General features: G+C 70.6%; 23 protein-coding genes. 13 read left to right on the top strand and 10 right to left on the bottom strand.

Translation table 11 applies throughout. From position 1 onward, the window contains the following. Window positions 1-14 precede the first annotated feature (14 nt). Window positions 15-1,865 carry a GGDEF domain-containing response regulator gene (locus tag MEBOL_RS28700; RefSeq protein WP_095980438.1) on the top strand — a complete coding sequence of 617 codons (1,851 nt, stop codon included), beginning with the start codon at window positions 15-17 and terminating at the stop codon, window positions 1,863-1,865. Window positions 1,866-1,879: 14 nt separating this feature from the next. Beyond that, window positions 1,880-3,385, top strand: a complete 1,506-nt coding sequence (locus MEBOL_RS28705) for a DUF4388 domain-containing protein (RefSeq protein ID WP_095980439.1) — start codon at window positions 1,880-1,882, stop codon at window positions 3,383-3,385. Between the two features lie 21 nt (window positions 3,386-3,406). Here the strand turns inward: MEBOL_RS28705 and MEBOL_RS28710 are convergent, their stop codons facing one another. Then, window positions 3,407-3,742 carry a hypothetical protein gene (locus tag MEBOL_RS28710; protein WP_095980440.1) on the bottom strand — a complete coding sequence of 112 codons (336 nt, stop codon included), beginning with the start codon at window positions 3,740-3,742 and terminating at the stop codon, window positions 3,407-3,409. Between the two features lie 40 nt (window positions 3,743-3,782). Between MEBOL_RS28710 and MEBOL_RS28715 the strand changes: the two genes are divergently transcribed. After that, window positions 3,783-5,105 carry a tetratricopeptide repeat protein gene (locus tag MEBOL_RS28715; RefSeq protein WP_245918927.1) on the top strand — a complete coding sequence of 441 codons (1,323 nt, stop codon included), beginning with the start codon at window positions 3,783-3,785 and terminating at the stop codon, window positions 5,103-5,105. A gap of 21 nt (window positions 5,106-5,126) precedes the next feature. On the opposite strand, the gene MEBOL_RS28720 is transcribed toward MEBOL_RS28715, so the two are convergent. The 5 genes from MEBOL_RS28720 to MEBOL_RS28740 all read right to left on the bottom strand — a co-directional run bounded on the left by MEBOL_RS28720 (window position 5,127) and on the right by MEBOL_RS28740 (window position 10,173). Beyond that, a complete protein-coding gene (locus MEBOL_RS28720; protein WP_095980441.1) occupies window positions 5,127-5,615 on the bottom strand; it encodes a GNAT family N-acetyltransferase in 489 nt (162 codons plus the stop codon). Between the two features lie 24 nt (window positions 5,616-5,639). Next, the gene (locus MEBOL_RS28725; protein WP_095980442.1) at window positions 5,640-6,602 is read right to left on the bottom strand and encodes a class I SAM-dependent DNA methyltransferase; all 963 of its coding nucleotides are present in this window, start codon (window positions 6,600-6,602) and stop codon (window positions 5,640-5,642) included. 15 nt (window positions 6,603-6,617) lie between these two features. Beyond that, the gene (locus MEBOL_RS28730; RefSeq protein WP_157775589.1) at window positions 6,618-7,205 is read right to left on the bottom strand and encodes a DUF2378 family protein; all 588 of its coding nucleotides are present in this window, start codon (window positions 7,203-7,205) and stop codon (window positions 6,618-6,620) included. Between the two features lie 134 nt (window positions 7,206-7,339). Next, entirely contained in the window at window positions 7,340-8,635 is a 1,296-nt protein-coding gene (locus MEBOL_RS28735; RefSeq protein ID WP_095980444.1) for a M16 family metallopeptidase, read from the bottom strand. Beyond that, window positions 8,632-10,173: a sensor histidine kinase gene (locus MEBOL_RS28740; RefSeq protein WP_095980445.1), complete on the bottom strand. Its 1,542-nt coding sequence runs from the start codon at window positions 10,171-10,173 to the stop codon at window positions 8,632-8,634. Before MEBOL_RS28740 ends, MEBOL_RS28735 begins: the two co-directional genes overlap by 4 nt. Window positions 10,174-10,290: 117 nt before the next feature. Here MEBOL_RS28740 and MEBOL_RS28745 point away from each other — a divergent pair, with 117 nt between their 5' ends. After that, window positions 10,291-11,826: a Kelch repeat-containing protein gene (locus MEBOL_RS28745; protein ID WP_157775593.1), complete on the top strand. Its 1,536-nt coding sequence runs from the start codon at window positions 10,291-10,293 to the stop codon at window positions 11,824-11,826. A 42-nt stretch (window positions 11,827-11,868) separates the two neighbouring features. Here MEBOL_RS28745 and MEBOL_RS28750 read toward each other — a convergent pair whose 3' ends face one another. Next, window positions 11,869-12,954 (bottom strand): coiled-coil domain-containing protein, encoded by a 1,086-nt coding sequence (locus tag MEBOL_RS28750; protein ID WP_425437559.1) that lies wholly within the window; start codon window positions 12,952-12,954, stop codon window positions 11,869-11,871. Window positions 12,955-13,184: 230 nt separating this feature from the next. Here MEBOL_RS28750 and MEBOL_RS28755 point away from each other — a divergent pair, with 230 nt between their 5' ends. Further along, window positions 13,185-14,063: a 2-oxo acid dehydrogenase subunit E2 gene (locus MEBOL_RS28755; protein ID WP_095980447.1), complete on the top strand. Its 879-nt coding sequence runs from the start codon at window positions 13,185-13,187 to the stop codon at window positions 14,061-14,063. A gap of 10 nt (window positions 14,064-14,073) precedes the next feature. On the opposite strand, the gene MEBOL_RS28760 is transcribed toward MEBOL_RS28755, so the two are convergent. Both MEBOL_RS28760 and MEBOL_RS28765 read right to left on the bottom strand, forming a co-directional pair. Next, a complete protein-coding gene (locus MEBOL_RS28760; RefSeq protein WP_095980448.1) occupies window positions 14,074-15,006 on the bottom strand; it encodes a zinc metalloprotease HtpX in 933 nt (310 codons plus the stop codon). 81 nt (window positions 15,007-15,087) lie between these two features. Beyond that, window positions 15,088-15,498: a hypothetical protein gene (locus MEBOL_RS28765; RefSeq protein ID WP_245918929.1), complete on the bottom strand. Its 411-nt coding sequence runs from the start codon at window positions 15,496-15,498 to the stop codon at window positions 15,088-15,090. A 129-nt stretch (window positions 15,499-15,627) separates the two neighbouring features. Between MEBOL_RS28765 and fni the strand changes: the two genes are divergently transcribed. From fni to MEBOL_RS28805, 8 genes are all read left to right on the top strand, one after another. Next, window positions 15,628-16,683, top strand: coding sequence for a type 2 isopentenyl-diphosphate Delta-isomerase (gene fni / locus MEBOL_RS28770; protein ID WP_095980449.1), 1,056 nt, complete (start codon window positions 15,628-15,630; stop codon window positions 16,681-16,683). Between the two features lie 46 nt (window positions 16,684-16,729). Further along, on the top strand, window positions 16,730-18,058 hold the full coding sequence (locus tag MEBOL_RS28775) for a hydroxymethylglutaryl-CoA reductase, degradative (protein ID WP_095980450.1): 1,329 nt from the start codon (window positions 16,730-16,732) through the stop codon (window positions 18,056-18,058). A gap of 5 nt (window positions 18,059-18,063) precedes the next feature. Then, window positions 18,064-19,011: a mevalonate kinase gene (mvk, locus tag MEBOL_RS28780; protein ID WP_095983065.1), complete on the top strand. Its 948-nt coding sequence runs from the start codon at window positions 18,064-18,066 to the stop codon at window positions 19,009-19,011. Further along, complete coding sequence (gene mvaD, locus MEBOL_RS28785; RefSeq protein WP_095980451.1) at window positions 19,008-20,000, top strand: diphosphomevalonate decarboxylase; 993 nt, start codon at window positions 19,008-19,010, stop codon at window positions 19,998-20,000. Before mvk ends, mvaD begins: the two co-directional genes overlap by 4 nt. After that, entirely contained in the window at window positions 20,000-21,079 is a 1,080-nt protein-coding gene (locus tag MEBOL_RS28790) for a mevalonate kinase family protein (RefSeq protein WP_095980452.1), read from the top strand. The genes mvaD and MEBOL_RS28790 overlap by 1 nt, the downstream gene beginning before the upstream one ends. Beyond that, window positions 21,058-21,942, top strand: coding sequence for a DUF4846 domain-containing protein (locus MEBOL_RS28795; protein ID WP_245918931.1), 885 nt, complete (start codon window positions 21,058-21,060; stop codon window positions 21,940-21,942). The genes MEBOL_RS28790 and MEBOL_RS28795 overlap by 22 nt, the downstream gene beginning before the upstream one ends. 57 nt (window positions 21,943-21,999) lie before the next feature. Then, window positions 22,000-22,287: a hypothetical protein gene (locus MEBOL_RS28800; protein WP_095980454.1), complete on the top strand. Its 288-nt coding sequence runs from the start codon at window positions 22,000-22,002 to the stop codon at window positions 22,285-22,287. 100 nt (window positions 22,288-22,387) lie between these two features. Then, on the top strand, window positions 22,388-22,975 hold the full coding sequence (locus tag MEBOL_RS28805; RefSeq protein WP_095980455.1) for a hypothetical protein: 588 nt from the start codon (window positions 22,388-22,390) through the stop codon (window positions 22,973-22,975). Window positions 22,976-23,005: 30 nt separating this feature from the next. On the opposite strand, the gene omp85 is transcribed toward MEBOL_RS28805, so the two are convergent. Further along, window positions 23,006-24,211 (bottom strand): Omp85 family outer membrane protein, encoded by a 1,206-nt coding sequence (omp85, locus tag MEBOL_RS28810; RefSeq protein ID WP_245918932.1) that lies wholly within the window; start codon window positions 24,209-24,211, stop codon window positions 23,006-23,008. Between the last annotated feature and the right edge of the window lie 129 nt (window positions 24,212-24,340).

Consider the following 24,340-nt stretch of genomic DNA (forward strand, 5'->3'; position numbering starts at 1 on the left):
CCGAGTCCCCCTCCGTGGCCGGTCCCATCCTCGTCGTCGACGACGACAACTTCTTCCGGCAGCTCGCCTCCGACATGCTCACCAAGCGGGGCTACCGCGTCGTCACCGCGGAGAGCGCCGCCCAGGCACTGGAGGAGGTGGGCCGTACGCCCTTCGATCTCGTCATCACCGATGTGGTGATGCCGGGCATGGACGGCATCGCGCTCACCGAGAAGCTGCGCGAGCGCGATCCTGAACAGGAGGTGGTGCTCGTCAGCACGCGCACGGACGTGAAGGGCTCCGCCATGGCCTTGAGCGTGGGCGTGTCCGTCGTGCTCACCAAGCCCGTGGACGAGGCGGATCTCCTCCTGGCCGCCGAGCGCTGCACGGAGCGCGCCCAGCTGCGCCGCGAGCGCGCCCAGCTCCAGAACGAGAACCTGGAGTTCACCCGCTACCAGGACCTGCACCAGCGCTGCCTGGAGTTCCTGTCCCAGCCGGACCTCGAGTGGTTGCAGGAGCGCGTGGCCGCCGAGCTGGCCTCCGTGTGCGACGCCCAGAGCGCCGCCCTGTGGATCGCCGACGATCGGGGCAACCTGATGCTGCGCGCCTACCGGGGCCTGTTGGATCGCCACTTCCTCGCGGAGCGGCTCAGCACGGAAGGTCCGCTCGGCAACCGCATGCGCGAGGCCCTGCCCTGGGTCGCCCGCGACGGCAAGTCCCCCATCCTCTATGTGCCCTTCATCAGCAATGGCGAGCTGATGGGCCTGGCGCAGCTGTCGGATCCGCTCGCCGGGGACTTCCGCATCGAGCACCTGCGCTACGCGAAGATCCTCGGGGACTCCGCCGCGGTGGGCGTGAAGAACGGCCGGCGGATGCTGGCGTTGCAGCGGCTGGGCCTGCGCGATCGCGACACCGCCGCGTACAACCTCAGCTACTTCACCGACTACGCCTCCAAGGAAATCTACAAGGCGCGCCGCTACGGGCGCATGTTCTCGCTCTTGACGTTCTCCGTGGACAACCTGCCGCTCGTGCGTCTGCGCCTGGGGCCCACGGAGGCCAAGCTCGCGGTGCGCGGCATCATCAAGGCGCTCTCGCGCATCGTCCGGGACTCGGACGTCATCGCCAAGGCGAGCGAACAGGAGTTCTACCTGCTCCTGCCGGAGACGGACTTCTTCGGGGCCATGATGTTCGTGCGCCGCGCGCTGGCCGCCGTGCGCGAGGAGCCCGAGGCCCAGGAAGTGGAGGCGCGGCTGCCGCTCGCGCTGGTGGGTGGGGCGAGCACCTTCCCCAAGGATGGCGAGGACTTCGACGAGTTGATGTACCGCTGCCGCCGGCGCATGGACGAGCGCCGGGCGTCCCTGCAGCGCAAGCTGATGCTCGACACGCTGCCCTTCTGGGACGAGGTGGAGCTGCTGTTGGGCAATGCCTCCAGTCCCAAGCTGCCGGTGGAGGAGCACGCCGAGCCCTCGCGCCGGGGCAAGGTGTCCGACGTGCTCTTCGACGAGCTGCAGGCGGAGATCGCCCGCGAGCTGATGCGCGACCCGAGTTCTCGCGGACTGCTCTACGTGGGCGGGCCGGAGATCCGCTCGGATCTGCCCATCGCGCAGGGGCTGGAGTCGGCCTCGCCCGACATGGCCTCGCGCATCTACCTGCTGGGGCGGCGCGTGGACCTGGAGTCGCACCGCGCCCTCACGCCCGTGTTCCTGGAGGGGGACGAGCGCATGGGCCGCCATGAGTTCATCCTCTGGCTGTCGGAGAACGCCGCCTACGCGCTCATCCAGCGCCGCGGACTCGGCGCCACCTGGGGCTTCCACTCGTCCGACACCGCCGTGGTGGATGGGCTCATCACCCGCCTGCAGGCCGAATACGACCTGCAGCCGTACTGACTCGCGGAGCTTCCTTGGCCCAGGTCCGAAAAATCCTCATCGCCGACCCCGACCTCGAGTCCGTCCGCCCCCTGTCGCGCGCCCTGCGCACCCGGGGCTACCAGGTGCACTACGCGCCGGATGGCTCGCGGGCCCTGGAGGTCGCCGTGCTGCGCCACCCGGATCTCATCCTCTTCGATGAGGCGTGCCGGATGCTGGACGCGCGCACCTTCATCAACATCCTGCACACCAACCCGCGCACGGATGACATCCCCGTCGTGGTCTCCACCAGCCAGCTCGAGGCCGACAAGATGCGCGGCCTGCGCGATGGCTTCCTGCGCAAGCCCTTCAACCTGGATGAAGTGCTCTCGCGCATCGAGCACGTCTTCCGGCGCAGCGAGGCGGCCAAGGATCTCAAGAGCGAGGTCCAGGAGATCGAAGGCTCGCTCAGTCAGCTGAGCATCCCGGACCTGATGCAGATCCTCGGGATGAACAAGCGCAGCGGGAAGCTGACGCTGGAGAAGGGCAACGATCGCGGGGAGATCGTCGTGGTGGAGGGCCGCCCGTTCAACGCCCGGGCCGGCCGCGCCGAGGGCGAGAAGGCCCTCTTCCGGCTCCTGGTGTGGACCGAGGGCACGTTCACCTTCGCGCCCGGCAACACGTCCGGCAAGCCCCGCATCCAGCGCCCCATGGACAGCGCCCTGCTGGAGGCGATGCGGCAGGCGGACGAGGTGAACCGGCTGCTGCCCGGACTGCCGCCGCGCAACACCCGGCTGGTGCTCGCGCCGGACGCGGATCTGCAACAGGACCAGCACCCGGTGACGGCGCAGGTGGTGGAGCTGCTGCGCCAGCCCCGCGCCGTGAGCGAGGTGTTGGACCTGGCGCCCGCCACGGATCTGGAAGTGGTGGGGGTGCTGCACACGCTCCTGCAGAAGGGCGTGGCCCGCATGGCCGAGGGCGATGCCGACGCGGGGGTCAGCGCGCCCCTGCTCGCGCCCGCCGAGCTGCACGCGCTGCGCGGCCGCATCCTCCGGGGCCGGGGCGTGTCGCGCGATGCCACGGCGAAGCTCTTCGTGTGTGGCAGTGGTCCGGCGGTGGCCCGGCGGGTGCTCTCCCAGTTGGCGGAGCTCGCCGCGGTGGCCGCCGAGCCGCCCGCGGTGCGCAGTGGTTTCGGCACGCTGGGCCGCATGGAGCTCAACGAGCTGCTGCACCTGGACTTCTGCGTGCTGCCCCCGGCGGAGGCGGCCCGGCCCTTGTGGCGGCCGTTCAGCGCCGGGGCGGTGGGGGCGCTCTTGTTCGACACCACGGAGGCGGCGGTGAAGCTGGCCCACTTCCTGGCGTGGGACATCCGCCTGCCCGTGGTGGTGCTGGGCCACGAGGTGCCCCAGGAACTCCAGGACGCGCCCGCGGGCTCCGTCAGCGTGGGGGAGGATCTCAAGGACGCCCTGCGCAGCCTGCTCGTCCTGGCGCTCAACCCCACGCCCCTGTCGCCCGGCATTCCGCTGCCGCCGTCCGCGCGCTCCGCGTCCACGGCGCCGTAGGGGCGCCAGGGCGGGGTCCTCTCAGAGGTCGCCCTTCAGGGCCTCGCTCACGCCGGGGAGCTGGGCGAGCAGTTCCAGCTCCGCCTTCTTGAGATGGGACACGCGGCGGCCCGCGATGCGCTCGAAGTGCAGCTCGATGCGGTGCTCGCCCGCGGGGTCGACGTGACGGAAGAGCCGGGCCCGCCGCCCCTCGCGCACGCACGCGAGGATGTCCTGGTGGAGGCTCTTCAAGCGTCTCGACACCTTGAGCGCCAGGCGGCCCTCGGGCGTGTCGAACGTGTGGAAGTGGCGGTTGCGCGACAGGGGACGCGCTGGGTCATGGAGCCTCTCCACGAGGCGCCGCACGAATGGGTCCATCGACGAGGCAGGATAACATCCGCTACCCTGTATCTCAGCGATGCATTTGAGACTCCTTCGCCCGTTCTGGGCCCTACCACTGTTGCTGTCGCTCGCCTGCAAGGACGCCGACACCCGCTCCGCCAGCTCCCAGGAGCAGAAGTTCCAAGCGAAGATGGACGAGGGGCGCGCCCTGATGGCCAGCGATCAGCCCGCGCTGGCCGCGAAGTCCTTCATGCAGGCCTCGGGGATGGCGCCGGACCGCACCGAGCCCCTGCTCCAGCTGTCCGAGGCCCACCACCGCGCGGGCAACTCGGGCGCGGCCATCCTGGCGCTCAAGCAGGCCATGTCCGTCAACCCCGCGGAGACGCCCGACATCAAGCGCAAGCTGGCCGATCGCTACGAGCGGGACGGCCTTCCGCGCCAGGCCATCGCCGTCCTGCTGGAGATGCGCGAGGCGGAGCAGCTCGGGGACCTGGACCTGTTGCGGCTGGCGCACCTGCAGACGCGGGACGGCCAGCATGACGCCGCCTTCAAGACGCTGGAGCGCATCCAGAAGAACCGTCCGGACGACGTGGACGCCAAGGTGGTGGAGGCGGAGATCCTCCTGGCCAAGGGCGAGGAGGTGCTGGCCGCCAAGCTGATGGACAGGCTCCTGCAGGAGCAGCCGGGGCTGACGGCGGCGCGGGTGCTGCGCGCGCGCTACTTCCTGCGCAGTGGTTACGCGGAGTACGCCCAGCAGGACCTGGAGCAGCTCGCGCCCGAGGTCTCCTTGCGCCCGGAGATCGTCACCCTGCGGGTGGAAGTGCTCTCGGCGTTGGATCGCCGTCCGGACGCGGAGAAGTTGCTCGTCCAGGCGGTGGGCCAGTACCCGCAGAACGCGGACCTCCTCGCCCGGCTCGCCCAGACGCAGTTGGAGCTGGGCAACCCGACCGAGGCCCTGGCGCGAGTGGAGCAGGCGCTCCGGGCCCAACCCGGCTCCGCCCGGGCCCTGTATGTCCGGGGCCTCATCGCGGAGGCCGGGGGCGATCTCCCGCGCGCGAAGCGGGACTTCGGCATGGCGCTCGACGAGAACGGCCGCTTCATCCCCGCGCTCAACAAGCTCTGGCGCATCCACCGGCAGGCGGGCGAGCTGAACCTGGCGCGCGAGTCCCTGGAAAAGCTCGTGCTTCTGGGCGAGGGCTCCCTGGAGGACAAGGTGACGCTCGCGGAGATGTACGCGCAGAGCCGCACGCGCACGGACCAGGGCCTCAAGCTCATCGCCGAGGCGCTCAAGCAGGACTCCAAGAACGCGCACTACCTGGCCATCCAGCGGGACTTGAAGAAGGCGCTGCCCTCGAAGAAGCCCTCGGGGCCGGTCATCATGCGGGGCGGACGGCGCTGAGAGAGGACTCGGGTGCCGTGCTCAGCCGAGCGCGGCGAAGGGCCGCGCGTAGGCGACGGCGCCCTCGCGGGGAGACAGCTCCGGGCCTCGCAGGGCGAGCGCCATGAAGTAGGGGCCCGCGTAGGGGGAGCGGAAGCCCGAGGCCGCCGCCGCGGTGAAGCCGAACCGCTCGTAATAAGGAGGCTCGCCCAGGACGAACACCGCCTCCCAGCCGCCCTGGCGCGCGCGGGCGAGCCCTTCCCGGATGAGCGCGCCGCCCACGCCCCGGCGTTGCGCGCCTGGCATCACCGCGACCGGCGCCAGTCCCAGGGCCCGCATGGGCGCCTCCATCCGGGAGAACAGGACATGGCCGACGAGCGCGCCCGCCTCCTCCGCCACGAGCGAGAGCACGGTATCGCCGCTGTCGCGCAGGGCGTCCACCAGCGCCGCTTCCTCGGGGCGGCCAAAGGCGTGCTCGACGATCCGGCGGATGGCCTCGACGTCCGCGGGTGCTTCTTCTCGGAGGAGCATGTTCCGCCTGCCTTGTCGTGCGAATCAGGGTCCGGCCAGCACTATCACATGGCCCGTGACGGGTTGGCCCGCCTGGCGGCGCAGCGTCTCCTCGCGCTCCACCACCGGGTGCAGGCCCGTCGCGTGGGCGCACCGCCTCACGTAGTCGAGGTGGTGGGCATAGCGCGCGCTCGGTTGGAGCTGGTAGCCGGGCTCGCGGCTCTTCTCCACGGTGAACGCGAACAGGCCGCCGGGAGCGAGCCGCCGGGCCCCGAGGGCGAAGACCCTCTCCAGCGCGCCGAAGTAGACGAGCACGTCCACGGCGACGATGAGATCGTACCGGGAGGAGGAGATGCCCAGCTCCGCGGTGATTTCCCCCGCCCGGAGCGAGTCGTACAGGTGTCGTTCCCGCGCCTTGTCGAGCATGCGCGGGGACAGGTCGATTCCCTCCAGGCGGCGGGCCAGGGGCCGGAGCAGGGGGCCGGCGAGCCCCGTGCCGCAGCCCAGGTCCAGCACGTCCAGCGCGCTCCGGGGTCCGAGCGCGGACTGGACGGCCTCCATGAGGCGCTCGGGGGCGCGGTAGGCGAGCAGGCCGCGCAGGCTGTCGTCGAAGCTCGGCGCGTAGAGGTCGAACAGCGCGGCCACGTACGCACTGGCCGAGCGTTCCGGTGGCGTGCTCCCGGTCTCGGCCGCCTCCAGGTAGGCGATCACCGCGTCGCGCTCGGCCTCGGGCACGCCCAGGTCACGGCAGCGACGCTCCTGGAGCTGGCGGCGCAAGGGGACTTCCTCGTCGCCCCGGCCCAGCTCCCGCAGCACGGCGATGAGCGTCTTGAGGGCGTCCTTGTCCTCGGGTTGCTGCTCCAGGTGCTCGCGCAGCGCGGCCTCGGCGGCCAGGGGCTCGCGCCACGAGCGCAGGAGCTGGGCGCCCAGGCTGGGGGGCACGTCCCGGGCCTCGTCGACGCCACACGCTTCCAGTCGCGCACGCCAATCCAGGAGGGAGGAGTTCATGGGGGTGGAGGCTCGTTACTTGCGGCGCAGCACATAGACGGCCCGCTGGGAGCTGGGCTCCCGGGGCTGCAACACCCCGGGATGGAAGGGGGCACCGACCAGGGCCATCATCCCATCCATGTTGCCGTTCATGAAGTACGGGTCGATGCCCGACTGGGCCCCGAGCGCGGCGTGGAACTCGGGCTGCACCTCGAAGCTCACCTCGAGCGAGCCATTCGGCAGGAAGCGCGTCTGGGCCGACAGGAAGTTGGTTCCGGACTGGAGCCCCCGGGTGATGCGCGAGAGGGAGCTGGCCCAGCCGAGCATCCGGAACATCACGAACACGGCCCGGCCCATTCCCGTCCGGCCAAAGGTATCCACGAGCTCGCGGCCAATGCGGTAGCGCGCCTGCTCGATGGGCAGGTCGGGGTAGAGGATTTCCGCGCACACCCCCACGGCGCCAAACCACGTGGGGACGGAGTAGGCGACGAGGAAGGGCTGGTCCAGATCGATGCCAATGGCCTTGAGCCGCTTGCGCTTGTCCGAGTCGAACCGTTCCTTCTCGACGAGCTTGAAGAGGGACTCGACCACCTGGCTGAAGACCACGGGCTCTTTCTGGCTCAAGACAGCACTCATCATTCGCCAAATCCCCCGCTTCGGCCCTGGCGGCTCGCGGGCCATCCGCGACGCGGTGCGCGGCAGGGTAGTCCCCTCGGGGGGTGTCGACTACTTCTGACTGCGGGAAGCCGCGGACATCGTCAGATGGCGGATGGCAGGCCTTCCGAGGCGTCCACTACCTTCTCCAAGGCCCTGATTCCCTTGCGCTGTCCCACCGCCACCACGGTGAGGTTGTCCCGGGCGAAGTAGCGCCGGGCCACGTCGCGCACCCGCTCGGCGCTGGTTTCGTCCACCAGGTCCGCGCGCCGGCCGAAGGATTCAGGAAGGCGGAAGAGTTCCGTGCCGCCAAACCATCCGGACAGCTCCCCGGGGGCGTCCTGGGAAAATTCCAGCAGCATCCGGTGGCGCCGTTTGGCACGTGTCAGCTCTTCCTCGGCCACGGTCTGACTGGCCAACTCCCCCAGCACCCGGAAGGTCTCCGCCACGACGAGCGAGGCCCGCTCCGGTGCGCTCGCCGCCTCGATCTCGAAGATGCCCGCGTCGTGGAAGGCCTCCAGCGAGGCATGGACGGAGTAGGCGAGCCCCCGCTTCTCGACGATTTCGAAGGGCAGCCGGGACGACAGGCCATCGTCGAGAAATCGACGGAGCAGTTGCAGGGCGGGCCAGTCTGGGTGGTGCTCGGGCACGGTGCGGAAGCTCAGGCGGAACTCCGTCTGGGCTTCGTCGTGGGTGACGACGTGCAGGCGCGGGCCCCGGGGCGTGGGGGGCGGGGGAATGTCCTGGCTCTGGGGGCCGTGGGGCAGCCGGGCGAAGTGCCGCTCCACGAGCTCGAGCACCTGCTCGCGCTGGACCCGGCCCGCGGCCGTCACCACCAGGTTGCCGGTGACATAGTGGCGCGCGAAGTGCTCGAGCACCTGCGGGTGGGTGAGCTGGGAGACGGACTCGCGCGTGCCGGCGATCTTGAAGGCCAGGGGGTGGTCCGGGAAGAGCGCGCGCTTGGACAGGTTGTCGATGTCGATGTCCCGGCCCTTCTCGTCCACCTCGTCGAGCATCTCCTCGAGGATGATGTTGCGCTCCACCTCCATGTCGGTGAGCCGGGGGCGGGTGAGCATGTCGCCGAGGATGGCCATGCCCACGTCCAGGTGCGCGGGGTGCAGGGGGGTGTAGTAGTAGCCGTGATCGCGCGTGGTGACGCCATTGAGGTTGCCGCCCACCTCCTCCACGGCGGAGTTCATCCGCACGGTGTCGGGCCAGCCCTCGGAGCCCCGGAAGAAGAGGTGCTCGAGGAAGTGGCTGACGCCGTTGGTGAGGTGCGTCTCATGGCGGCTGCCGGTGCGCACGTACACCGCGAGCAGGGCGGTGTGCAGGTGAGGAGTCTCGACGGTGACGACACGCAGGCCGTTGGACAGCACGTCGCGGTGGTAGGTGAAGCTCATGCGCGGGGAAGCCTGACGAAGAAGGTGGTGCCCTGGCCGGGTGCGCTCTGGCACGAGAGCTCGCCGCCGTGGGCCTTGAGGATCTGCTGGCAGACGGCGAGGCCGAGGCCCGTGCCGTCCTCCTTGGTGGAGAAGAAGGGCTCGAAGAGGTGGGCGCGCACGGCCTCGCTCATGCCGTGGCCGGTGTCGCGCAGGGAGACTTCCACCTCGCGCGCGTGGGCCTGGGTGGTGATGGTGAGCCGGCCGCCGTCGAGCATGGCCTCGCGCGCGTTGCGCAGGAGGTTGAGGAAGACCTGGCGCAGCTGTCCCTCGTCGGCGAGGGCGCGGGGGTTGGCCGGGGACAGCTCGCGGACGACCTCCACGCCGGCGCGCTCCAGCTCCTCGCGCGAGAAGTCCAGCACGCTGGCGAGCACCTCGGTGACGTCCGTGGGCTCGAGGCTGGGGCGCGGGGGGCGGGCCATGCGCAGGTATTGCTCGGTGACCTCGGTGAGCCGGTCCACCTCGCGGGTGACGGCGCCGAGGATTTCGCGGGCCTCGTGCGCCTCGGCGGGCGAGTCGAAGGTGGCATGCGCGAAGGCGTCCTGCATGAGCTCCACGTTGAGTCCGATGGAGGACAGGGGGTTGCGCACCTCGTGGGCCACCTGGGCGGAGATGCGGCCCACGGCGGCCAGCTGCTCGGCGCGCATGAGGGCCTCGGCCTGGGCCTTGAGCTGGGCCTCGCGCGCCTGGAGCGAGCGGGCCATGGCGTCGAATTCCCGGGCGAGCACCGCCACCTCGTCCTCGCCCGCCACGCCGAGCTGGGCGCTGTAGTCGCCGCGGCCGATGCGGGACACGGCCTCGATGAGGGTGCGCACCGGGCGCAGCGTGCGCGCCGACCAGGCGGTGGCGACGAGGCCCACGATGATGGCCAGCACGGACAGGGTGATGATGGCCAGACCCGTCCTGCGCTCCCGCTCCTCGGCCCCGTCCACGCGCTCGCGGATGCGGTTGTTGAGCACGGCGCGCAGGAAGCGGATGTCGCGGCCGATGGCGGTCTCCTGCTGGCGCAGCTCGGCGCCGACGCGCGCCACCTCGTCCGGGGCGGGGGCCTCGCGGGCGAGCACGGTGAAGACGGCCTCCGCCGCTCGCCCGTAGGACTGGGCGCGCAGGGACAGCTCCGCCAGGCGCGACTCCAGGTCCATCACGAAGCGCACCTCGCCCGCGGGAGCCAGCCCCCGGACTTCCCGGGCCCGGTCCTGGGCCTCGCGCAGGCGCTCCGTCATGAGGGAGGGGACGTAGAGCCGGGCCAGCCGGATGAAGCCCCGCCGGGTCTCCGCGCTGGGCTCCTCGAGGATGCGCTCGGTGTCCTTCTCCTGGTTGGTGTGGAAGGACTCGAGCGCGGCGGCGTCCTGGGACAACTGTAGGTAGCCCTGGCTGACCAGGCGGATTTCCAGTTGGTTGCGGTGCAGCTCCGCCACGCTGAAGAGCGACACCGCGCCAAAGGTGACGAGCACCACCGCGTAGCCCAGGAAGATGCGGGTGGCGAGCGAGAGCTTCATTCGGGGGACGGAAGGCCGCGTTGACCAGGGCCAGAAGGCATCGCTACGCTCGCGCCGGTCCGAGCGCAAGCCCTCTTTCGTCTGTGCCGGAATGGGCGGGGCTCGAAAGGGAGCGACATGAGGCGCGGGACAGGCATGGGGCGCGGTGGGCGGCCGGGCTGGAAGGCGCTCGCCGTCACGATGGGAGGGTGGCTCCTGGGGGGGTGTGGCGAGCAGGTGAGCCCCAGTGTGCGGCTGAGCACGCGGGTGTGCTCCGGGACGCCGGTGCTGGAGGGGGTGCGCTATCTGCGCTGGCGCGTCACGGGCGTGGGCCTGGAGCCCGTGGAGCGCTTCACCCCGGTGGAGGAAGGCGTGCGGGGGGCTCCCGCCGTGGCGTCCGGCAAGGGCCGGGTGCTGGAGGTGCGGGGGTACACGGATCTGCCCGTGTCGGGAGGCCGGGTGGTGGCCGTGGGGCGTTCGCATGCCTCCGACTGGAGCGCCACGCCGGAGGGCTCCACCGTGGACGTCGCCCTGCGCCGGGTGGGCGAGTACACACGGCCGTCGCTCGATGGGGACGCGTGCCTGGAGCTGGCGGAGGCCCGGGCGGGGCACACGGCGACCCTGCTGGAGGATGGGCGGGTGTTGCTCGCCGGGGGTTTCCAACTGGATTCCGAGGGCAGGCCCTCCTCGCTGGCCTCGGTGGAGGTGTTCCATCCGTCGCGAGGCTCCCTGGAGCGCCTGCCAGACTTGAGCGCCGCGCGCGCCTTCCACACGGCGACACGGCTGCCGGATGGCCAGGTGATGCTGGTGGGCGGCGAGGTGTGGACGGCGGGGGAGGCCGTGCCCTTGAAGGTGGCCCAGGTCCTGGACGTGGCGGCGGCGCGGTCCACGAGCGTGGAGTGGGCGCATGCGCGCGGCCGTCACGCGGCGGCGGTGGACGCGAGCGGGCGGGTGCTCGTGGTGGGCGGCGTGGGCGAGGGCGGACGCGTGGTGACCGAGGCCGAGGGGTATGACTCCACCACGGGCCGGGTGTTCTCCGTGGCGACCCCGGTGGCCCGGGTGGGCATGGGAGCGCAAGCCCTCGGGGACGGTCAGCGCATCGCGGTGGTGGGCGGCTCGGATGGGGTGACGCTCCAACCGGACGTGCTGGTCTTCGCGTACCAGGAAGACAGCTTCGTGCCGGTGTCGGGCGGCGGCGTGCTGCGCGAGCCCCGGCGGGACGCGGCGCTGGTTCCGTTTGGCTCGGGGGAGCGGCTGCTGTACGTGGGCGGACATGCCTCGCCCGGTGAGGCGTTGACGGACACGCTGCTGGCCTCGTCGGAGATGGTTCTCTCGGAGGGAGCGTTGAACGCGGGAGCCGCGCCCCAGGTGTTCGCCCGGAGCGGTCCCTGCGCGGTGGCACTGCCGGATGGGCGGGTGATGACGCTGGGCGGGCGGGGCTTCGGCTCCGGCGGACTCGTGAGCGATCCACACGCGGAACTGCTCTTCCCGGGGAAGGACGGAAGCGGGGCGGGCGTCCTCGGGATGAAGAACCTGGAGCGGCCTCGCTACGAGCACACGTGCACGGTGCTGGAGGATGGCGCGGTGCTCGTCGCGGGGGGCGTGGAGGACGACGGAGGCGAGCGCGCGACGCTGGGCGACCTCTTCGTCTACACGCCTCCTCCGCTGGACTGACGGCTCCTTCTTCCCGGAGGGGCGAGAAGGAGCCGGGACGGCCTACGGGGTCGCGGGCTTGTCTTCCGGAGTGGCCTCGGTCGCCGCGGGCTGCTCGGAGGACGCGCTGGGGGCCTCGGGAGCCGGGGTGGCGGCGGCCTGCTGCTGCGCGGCCTCGGCGGCGGCGCGGGCCTGCGTGGCCTCCTCCACCTTGCGGTCGCTGGCGGCCATCTCGTCCGGCGTCAGCTCCGTGCGCTCGGCCAGCATGCCCGTCTTCTTCTCCAGATCCTTGATGGCGCGGCGCAGCAGATCCCGCTCCAGCAGGGTGCGGTTGAGCCGCTTCTCCAGCGCCTTGTACTTGTCCTTCACCAGATCCAGCTCGCGCGAGCCGGCGGAGAAGATGCGCTGCTGCGAGTCGGCGCGGCCCTTGACGCGCTTGAGCTCGCGCTCCAGCTCGGCGGCGCGGCCGCGCTCCTTGTTGGCCGTGGCCTCCAGGCGCTCCATCTTCTCGCGGTCCGCGTCGTTCAGCTCGCGGTAGCGGCGGGGGGCCTTCTCGGCGGGAGGCGCCTCGGCCACGGCGGCGGGCACCACGGTCGTGGAGGCGGACACCACCGTCTCACCGGACTGCGGCGGAGCGGACAGTTGCTGGGTCTGCACCGCCGAGGGCTGCGCGGCGGGCGCGGCGGGCGTCACGGCGGCGGGGGTGGGGGCGGGGGCATTGCGGCGGTTGCCGCGGCCCAGCTCCAGCTCGGAGCGCAGACGCGCCAGCTCCGTCTCGGCCTGGGCCAGCTCACCCCGGACCGCCTCGAGCTGCAGGGACGCGCTGCGTTCCACCTCGACGCGGGCGCGGGCCAGATCCTTCTCGCCCTTCTCGGCCTCCTTCTGCTCGTAATTCTTGCGCTTGGCCTGCTTGAGCTGCTCCTTGACCTCTTGCAGCTGCGTGCGCTGCTCGTTCAGCTCCTTGTTCTTGCGCTCAATCTCCGACTCCAGCCGGGCACGCGCCTTGGCCTCGGACTCCGCCGCCTCACCGCGCGCGGCGGAAGAGGAAGAGGGGAGGGCGGGCGCGGCGCTCGGGGCCTTGCGGAAGAGCAATATGCCAAGCGTGGTGAGGAAGCCGATCGAGACGGCGATGAGGAGTAATTCCAGCACGAGGGGGATCTCCAGGGACGATGCAAAAAGCGGCGCAGCCTAACGTCGGAAGGCGGGACGTCAATAGGCGTCGTCGCCCGCCCACCCAGGGGACGGCCAGCTTCCCTTCCGTTCACTGGCCCGGAAATGACGCGGTGCGCCTCGGGGGGAAGGCGGCCGGGGGGCTATCTCCGGGGAGCGGAACACGCGATGCTGTGAGACCGCTCTCGTCTCGGAGGAACCCCCGCCTCATGGCGCACCTGGAGCTCATTCCCAAGGACAACATCTCCAGCTTCCGCAAACTCGCCATCGGAAGCTGGAAGACCGCGTACGACCCGACCGTGTACGGGACGCTGACACTGCGGATGGAGAAGGCCCTGGCCTACATCGAGGCCTTCCGTCAGAAGACGGGCATCCGCCTCACCGTCACGCACCTGATGGCCAAGGCCATGGCCGAGGCGCTGCGCCGCTGCCCCGAGGCCAATGCCATCCTGCGCTTCAACAAGATCTACCTGCGCAAGCGCATCACCATCTCCATGCTGGTGGTGCAGACGGATGGCGGCAAGGTGGACCTGAGCTCGGCGAAGATCGACGACGCGGAGCGCAAGAGCCTGCGGGACATCGCCACCGAGATGGAGAGGGCCTTCCAGCGGGTGCGCCAGCGCCAGGACGCGGTGATGGAGAAGGGCAAGGGCTCGGTGCAGAAGGTGCCCTATATGCTGCTCAATCTCTTCACCTGGCTCATGTCCTTCTTCATGTACACGCTGAACTGGGACATGCGGTGGGCGGGCATGCCCTATGACGCGTTCGGCTCGCTCATCCTCACCAACGTGGGCTCGCTGGGGCTGGATACGGCGTATGTGCCGCTCGTGCCCTACTCGCGAGTGCCCATCCTCATCGCGCCGGGCGCGGTGAAGGACGCGCCCGTGGTGGAAAATGGCCAGGTGGTGGCGGGCAAGGTGATGAACGTCAACGCCACGTTCGATCACCGCTTCATCGACGGCATGCACGCGAGCGTCCTGGCCAAGACGCTGCGCGAGATGATGGAGGATCCCTTCACGCACTTCGACTCGCTGGAGGACGTCCCCGCCGAGACGGGGACTGCCGCGCCTCGGGCGATCGCGGGGTAGGCGCCCGGGCTCAGGCCCAGGCGTTGCGCCAGGTGCGTCCGCCCGTGTGAACGCGCATCTCGCGCAGGCGGCGCACCCGCTCGGCCATGGGCGGGTGCGTGGAGAACAGGCCCATGATGGCGCCGCCGGACAGCGGGTTGACGATGAAGAGGTGCGAGGTGGCCGGCGCCCGATCGTAGGGCATCAGCTCCGCGCCGTGCTCCAGCTTCATCAACGCGTCCGCCAGGGCATCCGGGTCTCCACACAGCTCGGCGCCGGTGGCATCCGCCCCGTACTCGCGCGAGCGGCTCACCGCGAGCTGCAGCAGGGTGGCGGCGATGGGCGCCACCAGCAGCACGCCCAGGTTGCCGAGCGCGTGGGCCAGGCCGTTCTCGTCGTCATCGCGGCTCAGGAGCGAGCCGCCGAACCAGAAGAGGGACTGCGCCGCGTAGCTGATGACGCCCGCGATCGTGGCCGCCACGGTGCCGATGAGCGTGTCGCGGTTCTTCACGTGGCCGATCTCGTGCGCGAGCACGCCCTCCAGCTCGCGCCGGTCCAACAACTCCACGATGCCCGCCGTCACGGCCACCGCGGCGTGCTCGGGGTTGCGGCCCGTGGCGAACGCGTTGGGCGCCCGGGTGGGCAGCACGTAGACCTTCGGCTTGGGAATGCCCGCGCGCGCGGCGATCCGCTCCACCATGGCGTGCAGCCAGGGGGCCTCGGCGTACTCCACCGGCCGCGCCCCGTGCATGGCCAGGGCGATGCGATCGCTGAACCAGTACGAGGCGAAGTTCATCACGACGACGAAGAAGCCGGCGATGACGAGTCCCTGCGCTCCGCCCAGCCGCGCGCCCACCCACAGCAGGAGCGCCGTGAGTCCCGCCAGCAGCACGGTCGTCTTCAACGCGTTGCTCAGCCGGTGCCCCCAATTTCCACCACTCGTACGCATCTCACCCGCGCTCATGGGCTCGCCTCGACTTTCCTTTCCTGTCCGGGTCCTGGAATGAACCTAAGCAGGCGGAAGGACGCGTCAAATGGCGCGGCGCTACAGGTAGAAGCGGTCCACCACGCCCGCGGTCCTCTGCAGGATGGCGCTCCAGCCAACCCAGCCGTCGATGGGCGCGCCCTCGGTCGATTGCTCGGCCCCCAGCGCACCGAGCGAGCCCGTGCACCCCTGGATGGAGCACAACCCCGACTCCGCCAGGTGCTCCAGCAGCTCGCGCAGGGTGGGGATGCGGCGGGTCTCGAAGCGGTCCGCCACGTCCTCGCGCGGTGGGTGGAAGTCGGGAGCATCCAGCCGACCTTGGAGGAAGCGTTCCAAAGCCCACCAGAAGAGATACACTTCCACGCGGCGTCCGGAGGCCACCGCCGAGGCGGCGATGGCCAATCCCTGGTGGACACGGTCATAGTCTCCGCTGTGGAGAAAGACAGCCACCTTGGACGCGGGAGGATTCACGGCGCCCTCTTACCGTGGCCTCTTGCGCCTGTCAGCCCTCCTTGCTAGGGAACAGCGAGGTCAGATAATCTCGGCGTTCTTGTATTTTTTTCCAGACACATGGCTCGGATAGAGGGCAGGCGGGACGAGATGGAAGAGGCGACGGCGAAACGGAAGGACGCCCATCTTGACCTCTGCGCGACTGGCGACGTCGAGCCGGCGGGCAACAGCACGTTGCTGGAGGACGTGCGCCTGGTTCACTGCGCGATGCCAGAGCTGGCCGTGGAGGATGTGGACCTGTCCACGGAGTTCCTGGGCAAGACGCTGCGCCATCCGCTGCTCATCACGGGCATGACGGGTGGCACGCCACGCGCGGGGGTGGTGAACCGGGATCTGGCGCTGCTGGCGGAGCGCCACGGGTTGGCCTTTGGCGTGGGCAGTCAGCGCGCCATGGCGGAGAGGCCGCAACTGGGCGAGACCTTCCAGGTGCGGGATGTGGCGCCCACGGTGCCACTGCTCGGCAACATCGGTCTGTACCAGGCGGTGCACCTGGGCGTGGACGGCGTGCGGCGGCTGGCGGACGCCATTGGCGCCGACGGCATGGCCCTGCACCTCAACGCGGGCCAGGAGCTCACCCAGCCGGAGGGTGATCGCGACTTCCGCGGCGGCTACAAGATCGTGGAGGCGCTGGTGAAGGCCTTCGGCGCGCGTCTGCTCGTGAAGGAGACGGGCTGCGGCATCGGCCCCGACGTGGCGCGCCGCCTGGTGGACCTGGGCGTGCGCAACGTGGATGTCTCGGGGCTGGGTGGCACCTCGTGGGTGCGCGTGGAGCAACTGCGCGCCTCGGGCGTGCAGGCCCAGGTGGGCGCCGAGTTCTCCAGTTGGGGCATTCCCACCGCGGCGGCCATCGCCTCGGTGCGGCGTGCCGTGGGTCCCGAGCCCCGTCTGGTGGCCTCGGGGGGCCTGCGCACGGGCCTGGACGCGGCGAAGGTGATCGCCCTGGGCGCCAACGTCGCGGGCATGGCCCTGCCGCTCTTCCGCGCGCAGCAGGCGGGGGGCTTGGAGGGCGCCGAGCGGGCCTTGAGCGCCATCCTCGCCGGGCTGCGGCAGGCGCTCGTCCTCACGGGCAGTGCGAACTGCGCGGACCTCCAGCGTCAGCCCCGAATCATCGTGGGCCAGTTGAAGGACTGGCTCACGACGCTGTAGGAGTATTCGCGAGTTTCGCGAAGTACCTGAGTGGAGAAGAGAGAGCATGTCCGAAACGGTGACGTCCCGGTTGGCTGGGTTCCACAAGCTGTCCATGGTGGCCCGGCACGAGAAGCTTGCCCAGATGCTGAACCTGGACGACGCGGATCTGGCGCAGCTCCAAGGCATCGGCGCCCTCCAGCCCGGTCTGGCCAACCAGATGATCGAGAACGCCGTGGGCACGTTCTCGCTCCCGCTGGGCCTGGGCCTCAACCTCCAGGTCAACGGCAAGGACTACCTGGTGCCGATGGCCGTGGAGGAGCCCTCGGTGGTGGCGGCGGTGTCGTTCGCGTCGAAGATCGTCCGCGAGGCGGGCGGTTTCACCGCGGAGACCGATGAGCCCATCATGGTGGGCCAGGTGCAGCTCACCGGCTATGGCGATCCCACCGAGGCGACCCGGAAGATCTACGCCGCGCGCGAGGCGCTGCTGGCGCTGGCCAACAGCTTCCACCCGTCCATGGTGAAGCGCGGCGGCGGGTGCCGGGACATCGAGGTGCGCGTGCTGCCGGCCCCCGAGGGGCCGCGGGGTGAGCCGCTGCTCGTGGTCCACCTGATCATCGACACGCAGGACGCCATGGGGGCCAACCTCATCAACACCATGGCCGAGGGCGTGGCGCCGCTCATCGAGCAGCTCACCGGCGGCAGGGTCTTCCTGCGCATCCTCTCCAACCTGGCGGACCGGCGGCTCGCGCGCGCCACGTGCCGCATCCCGCTCGAGGCGCTGGCGGACTTCGACATGCCGGGCTCGGTCATCGCCGAGGGCATCTATCAGGCGAGCCGCTTCGCGCTGGCGGACCCGTACCGGGCGGCCACGCACAACAAGGGCATCATGAACGGCATCGACTCGGCGGCGATCGCCGCGGGTCAGGACTGGCGCGCCATCGAGGCGGGCGCCCATGCCTTCGCATGCCGGGACGGCCAGTACCGGCCGCTGTCCACGTGGCACGTGGATGAGGGCTTCCTGGTGGGCCGCATCGAGCTGCCCATGGCGCTGGGCACGGTGGGCGGCCCCATCAAGGTGCACCCGGGCGTCCAGGTGAACATGAAGATCCTGAACATCACCTCGGCGCGCGAGCTGTCCATGATCTTCGCCGCGGTGGGTCTGGCGCAGAACTTCGCGGCGGTGCGCGCCCTGGGCTCCATCGGCATCCAGAAGGGCCACATGGCGCTGCACGCGCGGTGCGTGGCGGTGACGGCGGGCGCCCGGGGTGACTGGGTGGAGAAGATCGCCGAGCTGCTGGTGACGGCGGGTCATGTGAAGGTGGAGAAGGCCCGCGAGCTCATCGCCTCCCTGTCGGAAGAGGACTTCCGCGCGGCCACGGGCACCGAGGGTTGATGAAGATGGATACGAACAGTGGTTTCGTGGGTTTTGGTGCCGGCAAGGTCATCCTGTTGGGGGAGCACAGCGTGGTGTATGGCTACCCGGCGCTGGCGGGACCGCTGTCGCGCGGGGTGACCGCGCGCGGGGAGCCGTCCAACAAGTGCCAGCTCGTCATCCCGGACGCGTTGATGCCCGAGCAGCGCAAGGTGCTCAAGGCCGCGTTCAGCCGGGCCATGGCGGCGTGCGACGAGCCGGGCGTCAAGGTGACGTTCAACACGGATCTGCCCCTGTCCATGGGCCTGGGCAGCTCGGGCGCCCTGTCGGTGGCGTGCGCGCGCGTGCTCCTGCAGGCGGCCGGGCGCAAGGGCTCGCCGTCCGAGGTGGCCAGCGTGGCCTGGGAGATGGAGCAGGAGTTCCACGGCACGCCGTCGGGGGTGGATCACACGACGAGCACCATGGAGCAGCTCATCCTCTACCGCCGCAAGCCGGGCGCCGAGACCGGGCGCGCCAAGGTGGTGGAGAGCCCCAAGCCGGTGCGGCTGGTGGTGGTGATGGCCGGCGCGCGCAGCCCCACGAAGATGACGGTGGGCGCGCTGCGCGAGCGCCAGAAGCGCTGGGCCGAGCGCTACCAGCGCATCTTCCGGGAGATCGGCCTGCTCGCGTCCGAGGGCGCCGAGGCGGTGGAGGAGGGGGACCTGGAGGGGCTGGGCGACGTGATGAACGTCAACCACGGCCTGCTCGCGGCGCTGGGCCTGTCCTCGCCGGGGCTCGACGACATGGTGCACCGGCTGCGCAGCATGGGCGCGCTGGGCGCCAAGCTCACGGGCGCCGGGGGTGATGGCGGCGCGGTGATCGGCCTGTTCCACGACACGGAGCCGGCGGTGCACGAGCTCACGCGCCTGGGCTACCGCTGCTTCGACAGCCAGCTCGCGGGGCCCCGGAGCGAGGGCGCGAGGGGGGCGGCATGAAGGCGACCGCCCTGGCCCATCCAAATCTCGCGTTGGTGAAGTACTGGGGCAAGCGGGATGACGCGCTCATCCTGCCCCATCAGTCGAGCCTGTCCCTGACGCTCTCGCCCCTGTCCGTGCGCACGTCGGTGGCCTTCGGCGTGGGCGAGTCCGATGCCGTGGAGCTCAATGGCTACGTGGCCAAGGGCAGCGAGCGCGAGCGCGTGATTCGCGTGCTGGACGCGGTGCGCGCCGAGGCCAAGGGCCAGACGCTCGGTCCTGCGCGGATGGTGTCGCGCGGGGACTTCCCGGCGTCGGCGGGCCTGGCGAGCAGCGCGGCGGGCTTCGCGGCCCTGGCGGTGGCGGCGCGCGCGGCGGCGGGACTGCCGGCGGATCCCCGGGCGGCGAGCCTCCTGGCGCGCCTGGGCAGTGGCTCGGCGTGCCGCAGCGTGCAGGGCGGCCTGTGCGAGTGGATGCGCGGCGAGCGTCCGGATGGCACGGACAGCTACGCGGTGCAGCGCTTCGACGAGAAGCACTGGCCGGAGCTGCGCATGGTGGTGGCCATCGTCAGCCGCGACGAGAAGGAAGTGAAGTCGCGCGACGGCATGAAGAACGCCGTGGAGACGAGCCCCTACTACGCGGCGTGGACGAAGGACGCCGAGGCCGAGGTGGTGCGCGCCCGGGACTACATCGCCCGGAGGGATCTGCAGGCGCTGGGCGAGATGTGTGAGCGCAACGCCTGGCGGATGCACGCCACGTCGCTCGCGGCGGATCCTCCCCTCTGCTACCTGATGCCGGCCACCCTGGCGCTCATCCACTCGTTGCGCGAGCAGCGCAAGAAGGGCGTGCCGGTGTGGTTCACCCTGGACGCTGGACCCAACCCCTGCATCCTCACGGACGCGGCGCACGAGGTGGCGGCCGAGGCCGTCGCCCGGGCCTGTGGCGCCACGGAGGTGGTGCGGTGCGTGCCGGGCGGTGACGCGCGGCTGCTCGCGGAGCACCTGTTCTGATGGAGCGCGCGCTCTCGGCTCCGGGGAAGCTGTTCGTGTCGGGCGAGTACGCCGTGCTGTGGGGCGGCGTGTCGCGCGTGGCGGCGATTGGCCCGCGGACGGCGGCGCTGGTGCGTCGGCGCTCGGACAACCGGGTGCACGTGTGCCTGGAAGAGGGGACGCTCGCGGGCCGCACGACGCCCCTGGGCGTGAAGTGGGAGCGCGAGGTGCCCCCGGGCTTCTCCTTCGTGGCGCGCACGTTGGACGAGGCGTTGCGGCTGCATGGGCGCGAGTGCGTGGGCTTCGATCTGGCGCTGGCGCCCTCGGCGGTGGGGCCCAACGGACGCAAGCTGGGCATGGGCGGCAGCGCGTGCGCCACGGTGCTGGCGGCGGACGCGGTGCGCTACGTGCTGGAGGAGCGCTTCGACGCGCTCAAGGTGGCGCTCGTGGCGCACACCGCGCAGCAGAACGGCAAGGGCAGTGGCGGCGACGTGGCCACCAGCCACGCGGGCGGCGTGGTGCGCTACCGGCGCTATGCGCTGTCCGGACTCATCGAGGCGTCGAGCACCGGCGGCTATCGCGCGGCGTTGGATGGCTCCGCGCCGGTGGACGTGTGGCGCCTGCCCACGCCCCGCGTGTCCATGGGCTATGCCTTCACCGGGGAAAGCGCCTCGACGCGCGTGCTCATCTCCCAGGTGGAGGCGAAGTGGGGCGAGCAGGGCCGCCAGGACTTCGTGCGGCGCTCGGACGCGCTGGGCCAGGAGATCGAGCAGGGCCTGGGCGGAGGGGACTTCCGCGCCTTCTCCGAGGCCGTGCGCGAGCAGCAGGCGCTGTTGCAGGAGCTGGGTCCGCTGGAGACCGAGCCCATGCAGCGGGTGCTGAGCCTGGCCTCGGCGTATGGCTGCGTGGGCAAGCAGTCCGGAGCCGGTGGCGGAGACGGGTGCATCCTGTTCGCCCCGGACGCCGGGCAGCGCGCGGCGCTCCTGGAAGGTATCCGCGCGCGAGGCTTCCACACGCTGGAACTCGAGGTGGAGCCGGGCGTACGGGGTGAGGCCCAGGCGGAGCCGACCTTGCGCTCGTGGCTCGACGCCGTCCGATGATGCCGCGCCTGGGGCGGGTGTTGCTGCTCGCCGGGCTCCTGGGCTGCGTGCCGGGAGTGGCGGCTTCCTCCGAGCCCCGCGCGCCCACGCGCGAGGAGCGGGTCCGTTACCCCTGGCTGTCCTCGACGCGCACCATTCGTCCGCTCGTCGAGGCCCTGCCGGTACCCGAGGGCTACACGCGGGTCGCGGTCGAGCCGGGTTCCTTCGGGGACTGGCTGCGGGGCTTGCCGCTGCGTCCCGCGGGCACGCCGGTGCGCGACTTCCGGGGCCAGGAAATCCTCTCGGCCCGGGATGCGTTCCTGGGCGCGGTGGCCGAGCTGGACGTGGGCCCCGTCAACCTCCAGCAGTGCGCGGACTCCATCATCCGCCTGCATGCCGAGTGGTTGTGGTCCCGGGGCCAGCAGGAGCGCATCTCCTACCGCTTCACCAGCGGGGACGTGGCCTCGTGGTCCCGGTACGCGGCGGGGGAACGCGCGCGGGTGTCTGGCTCCAAGGTGACGTGGACGAAGAGCGGGCCGGTGGACGCCTCACGCGCCGCGTTCCAGCGCTATCTGGATCTGGTCTTCACCTACGCGGGCACCCTGTCGCTGGAGACGGTGAAGCAGAAGCCCTCGCGTGAGGACGTGCGTCCGGGAGACTTCTTCGTGTCGGGTGGTAGTCCGGGCCATGCGGTGCTGGTGCTGGACGTGGCGCGAAACGAGGAGGGCAAACGGGTGGCGCTGCTTGGCCAGGGCTTCATCCCCGCGCAGGACTTCCATGTCCTCTCACCCGGTGGGGAGGGCCCCTGGTTTCCTCTCGACGGAGACACGGTGGCCACGCCTTTCTGGAAGCCTTTCGCCTGGTCCTCGCTGCGCCGCTGGTAGAGTGGTTCCGCTTTTTCCAGACGTCAGGAGGTTTCATCATGCGAATCCTCGGTACTCTTGACCTATCTGTACCGGCTGGACCCGGGCACGTTGGGCTCGTTGAGACTGGAGCGGTTGGCGGCGAACCGCTCCGGGGGGCCGGGGACGGCCGGGGGACCGGGGACGGCCTACGTGACCTCGCTCATCCTCCACCCGGCCGCGGTCGAGGTGTCGGGCTCGCGGTACGGGGAGTTGGTGACCGCCTACCCCTCCGGCACCTACGTGTTCGGGCCAGGTTCCTTCTTCACCGCCGTCTATCCTGACTTCTTCGGTCCGGTGCAGCGGCCCTGGCTCTCCATCTACTGAGCCTCCAGGGCGGACTCGCGTCTGGGATTGGCCGGTCCCTCGGGCGTGTCAGACACGCTCATAGACTCATGAAAGTCTCTTCTCCCCTTGGAGGACTTTCATGCGCAGCGTTTCGTCCGCGGTTGTCTCCCTGTGTCTGGGTGTTCTGGCTTCTTCCTCCGCGAACGCCCAGTCCTTGGAGTTCGTTGAGCAGTCCGAGGCGCTGGCCACGACCCTGAGTTGCACCGCGCCGACCGGGACGTTGTTCCTGGACGGTGACGCGGGCAACCCCGTGCTCGGCCAGCCCCGCGATTACATCCACCCCGGCGCGGATGTCATCACCAATGGCACGTGGAATGCCTACGTGTACTCCAGCACGAGCCGTGACTACGTGCGGCTCGATCTGACGCCCACGAACTCGAGTCAGGGGCTCTGGTGGGACGTGGAGTTCTCGAGCCGGGCCCTCGGCCGGCCGTTGACGGTGGGGACCTACACCAACGCGCAGCGTGCCGCGTTCGCCTCCTCCGGCCATCCGGGTCTGGATGTGGGCGGGGACGGGCGGGGTTGCAACACCATCGAGGGGGAGTTCCAGATTCATGAAATCGTCTGGGACTCGGTGGGCCTGCGCAAGCTGTCCGCGTCGTTCCGTCAGCGCTGCGAGGGCGGCGCCGCGGTGCTGCGCGGCATGGTGGCCTACGCGCGTCCGTGACGTGGACGCGCCTCGTCGGCCATCCGCCGTTCAGAACATGTGGCCGAAGTTGAGGTAGACGCGGTGGCGCAGCGTCTCGGGGGACATGGCCCAGTCGAAGCGCACCACGGCCGCGCGCCGGGCCACCCGCAGGCCCGCGCCCACGCCGGGGTGCCACTTCCACCACGGGCCGTCCACCGTGTCCGGGTGCCACACGCGCCCCACGTCCACGAAGCCCACTCCGCCCGCGTACACCGGCGCGCCGAACAGGTTGAAGCTGAACGCCCGCACGCGCACCTCCGTGTTGGAGAACGCCTTGATGTTGCCCGCGAAGCGGTTGCGCTCGATGCCGCGCACACTGCTCATGCCACCGATGCCCTCGGTGAACGTGACGCCGCCGGTGTTCACCCACTCGAAGAAGGGCACCTCGCCAAACAGCGCGTCCAGCGTCAGCCGCTGGGCGAGCACCACGCGGGAGCCCAACTGCCAGAAGCGCCGCTCGCTCAACGTCACGCCTCCGTACTGGTAGCGGCTGCCCGTGGCGCTCCCCGACACGCGCAGGCTCAACTCCTCCACGCCGCCGCGCACGGGGTCCGACTCGTTGTCGCGTGTGTCCCAGAGCACGCCCGCGGTGAGCTGTCCCGTGGCCCCGCCCTCGTAGCCCACGGGCTTGAGATCCTGCAGCACCGAGGCGTCGAACGGAGACACCTGCGTGTAGCGCCACCCGTAGCCCACGTAGGATTGGAAGGGGTGGTTGTCACCCCAGGGCCGTCCCCGGAGGCGGAACCAGGCACCGGGTGAGCCCTTGGTGTAGTTGAAGCGCTCCTGGTTCTCGTTGCCGTGGAAGTCCTGCGCGGACACGTTGCCCGCTCCGTAGAAGGGACTGCGCAGCTCGCGCCGGTACTCCAGGCGCATCTCCAGGCGAAGCGGTCCGATGAGCCGCGGTCCGTCGTAGCGCAGGTAGTGGTTCTGCTGGCCCCGGCTGGTGAACAGCGTCTGGATGGCGATGGCGTGCCGGTAGGGCGCGTGGCCGGGGGCGTACAAATAGGCGCCCGCCACGCCGCCATAGGTGAAGCCCAGGTCCGAGTTGTAGCTCACGAGGGGCAGCACGATGGCGTCGACCCCGTGCTCCTTGGCCTTGGGCGCGGGCGCCACTGGTGCGGCGAGCGGGGCGGGCATTTCCAGCGAAGGAGCGGGGGCCGTGGCCAGCGTCGTGAGCAGCAGCGCGGTCGTGAGCATCGGGCGACAAGGTGCCATGCCCCATGCGCCCTGCACTATCGGCCCGTGGCGGGCTCCGCCTCCCTGGCTACTCTCCGACGGAGCCATCGTCATTTCCTCGACTGCCCGGCTGGTGCCTTCCTCCATGTGCATCTTCTCCGGGGGCCA

This window comes from Melittangium boletus DSM 14713 (assembly GCF_002305855.1).
In the GTDB taxonomy this organism is placed as follows: domain Bacteria; phylum Myxococcota; class Myxococcia; order Myxococcales; family Myxococcaceae; genus Cystobacter; species Cystobacter boletus.

Coding starts and splice junctions, on each gene's coding strand:
- MEBOL_RS28735 (WP_095980444.1), bottom strand. CDS start 8,635: ATGAGCTTCACCTACCACCGCGACGTGCTGTCCAACGGCCTGCGTGTC.
- omp85 (WP_245918932.1), bottom strand. CDS start 24,211: ATGGCACCTTGTCGCCCGATGCTCACGACCGCGCTGCTGCTCACGACG.
- MEBOL_RS28720 (WP_095980441.1), bottom strand. CDS start 5,615: ATGCTCCTCCGAGAAGAAGCACCCGCGGACGTCGAGGCCATCCGCCGG.
- MEBOL_RS28760 (WP_095980448.1), bottom strand. CDS start 15,006: ATGAGCGCGGGTGAGATGCGTACGAGTGGTGGAAATTGGGGGCACCGG.
- MEBOL_RS28715 (WP_245918927.1), top strand. CDS start 3,783: ATGCATTTGAGACTCCTTCGCCCGTTCTGGGCCCTACCACTGTTGCTG.
- fni (WP_095980449.1), top strand. CDS start 15,628: ATGGAAGAGGCGACGGCGAAACGGAAGGACGCCCATCTTGACCTCTGC.
- MEBOL_RS28710 (WP_095980440.1), bottom strand. CDS start 3,742: ATGGACCCATTCGTGCGGCGCCTCGTGGAGAGGCTCCATGACCCAGCG.
- MEBOL_RS28775 (WP_095980450.1), top strand. CDS start 16,730: ATGTCCGAAACGGTGACGTCCCGGTTGGCTGGGTTCCACAAGCTGTCC.
- MEBOL_RS28740 (WP_095980445.1), bottom strand. CDS start 10,173: ATGAAGCTCTCGCTCGCCACCCGCATCTTCCTGGGCTACGCGGTGGTG.
- mvk (WP_095983065.1), top strand. CDS start 18,064: ATGGATACGAACAGTGGTTTCGTGGGTTTTGGTGCCGGCAAGGTCATC.
- MEBOL_RS28805 (WP_095980455.1), top strand. CDS start 22,388: ATGCGCAGCGTTTCGTCCGCGGTTGTCTCCCTGTGTCTGGGTGTTCTG.
- MEBOL_RS28790 (WP_095980452.1), top strand. CDS start 20,000: ATGGAGCGCGCGCTCTCGGCTCCGGGGAAGCTGTTCGTGTCGGGCGAG.
- MEBOL_RS28745 (WP_157775593.1), top strand. CDS start 10,291: ATGAGGCGCGGGACAGGCATGGGGCGCGGTGGGCGGCCGGGCTGGAAG.
- MEBOL_RS28755 (WP_095980447.1), top strand. CDS start 13,185: ATGGCGCACCTGGAGCTCATTCCCAAGGACAACATCTCCAGCTTCCGC.
- MEBOL_RS28725 (WP_095980442.1), bottom strand. CDS start 6,602: ATGAACTCCTCCCTCCTGGATTGGCGTGCGCGACTGGAAGCGTGTGGC.
- mvaD (WP_095980451.1), top strand. CDS start 19,008: ATGAAGGCGACCGCCCTGGCCCATCCAAATCTCGCGTTGGTGAAGTAC.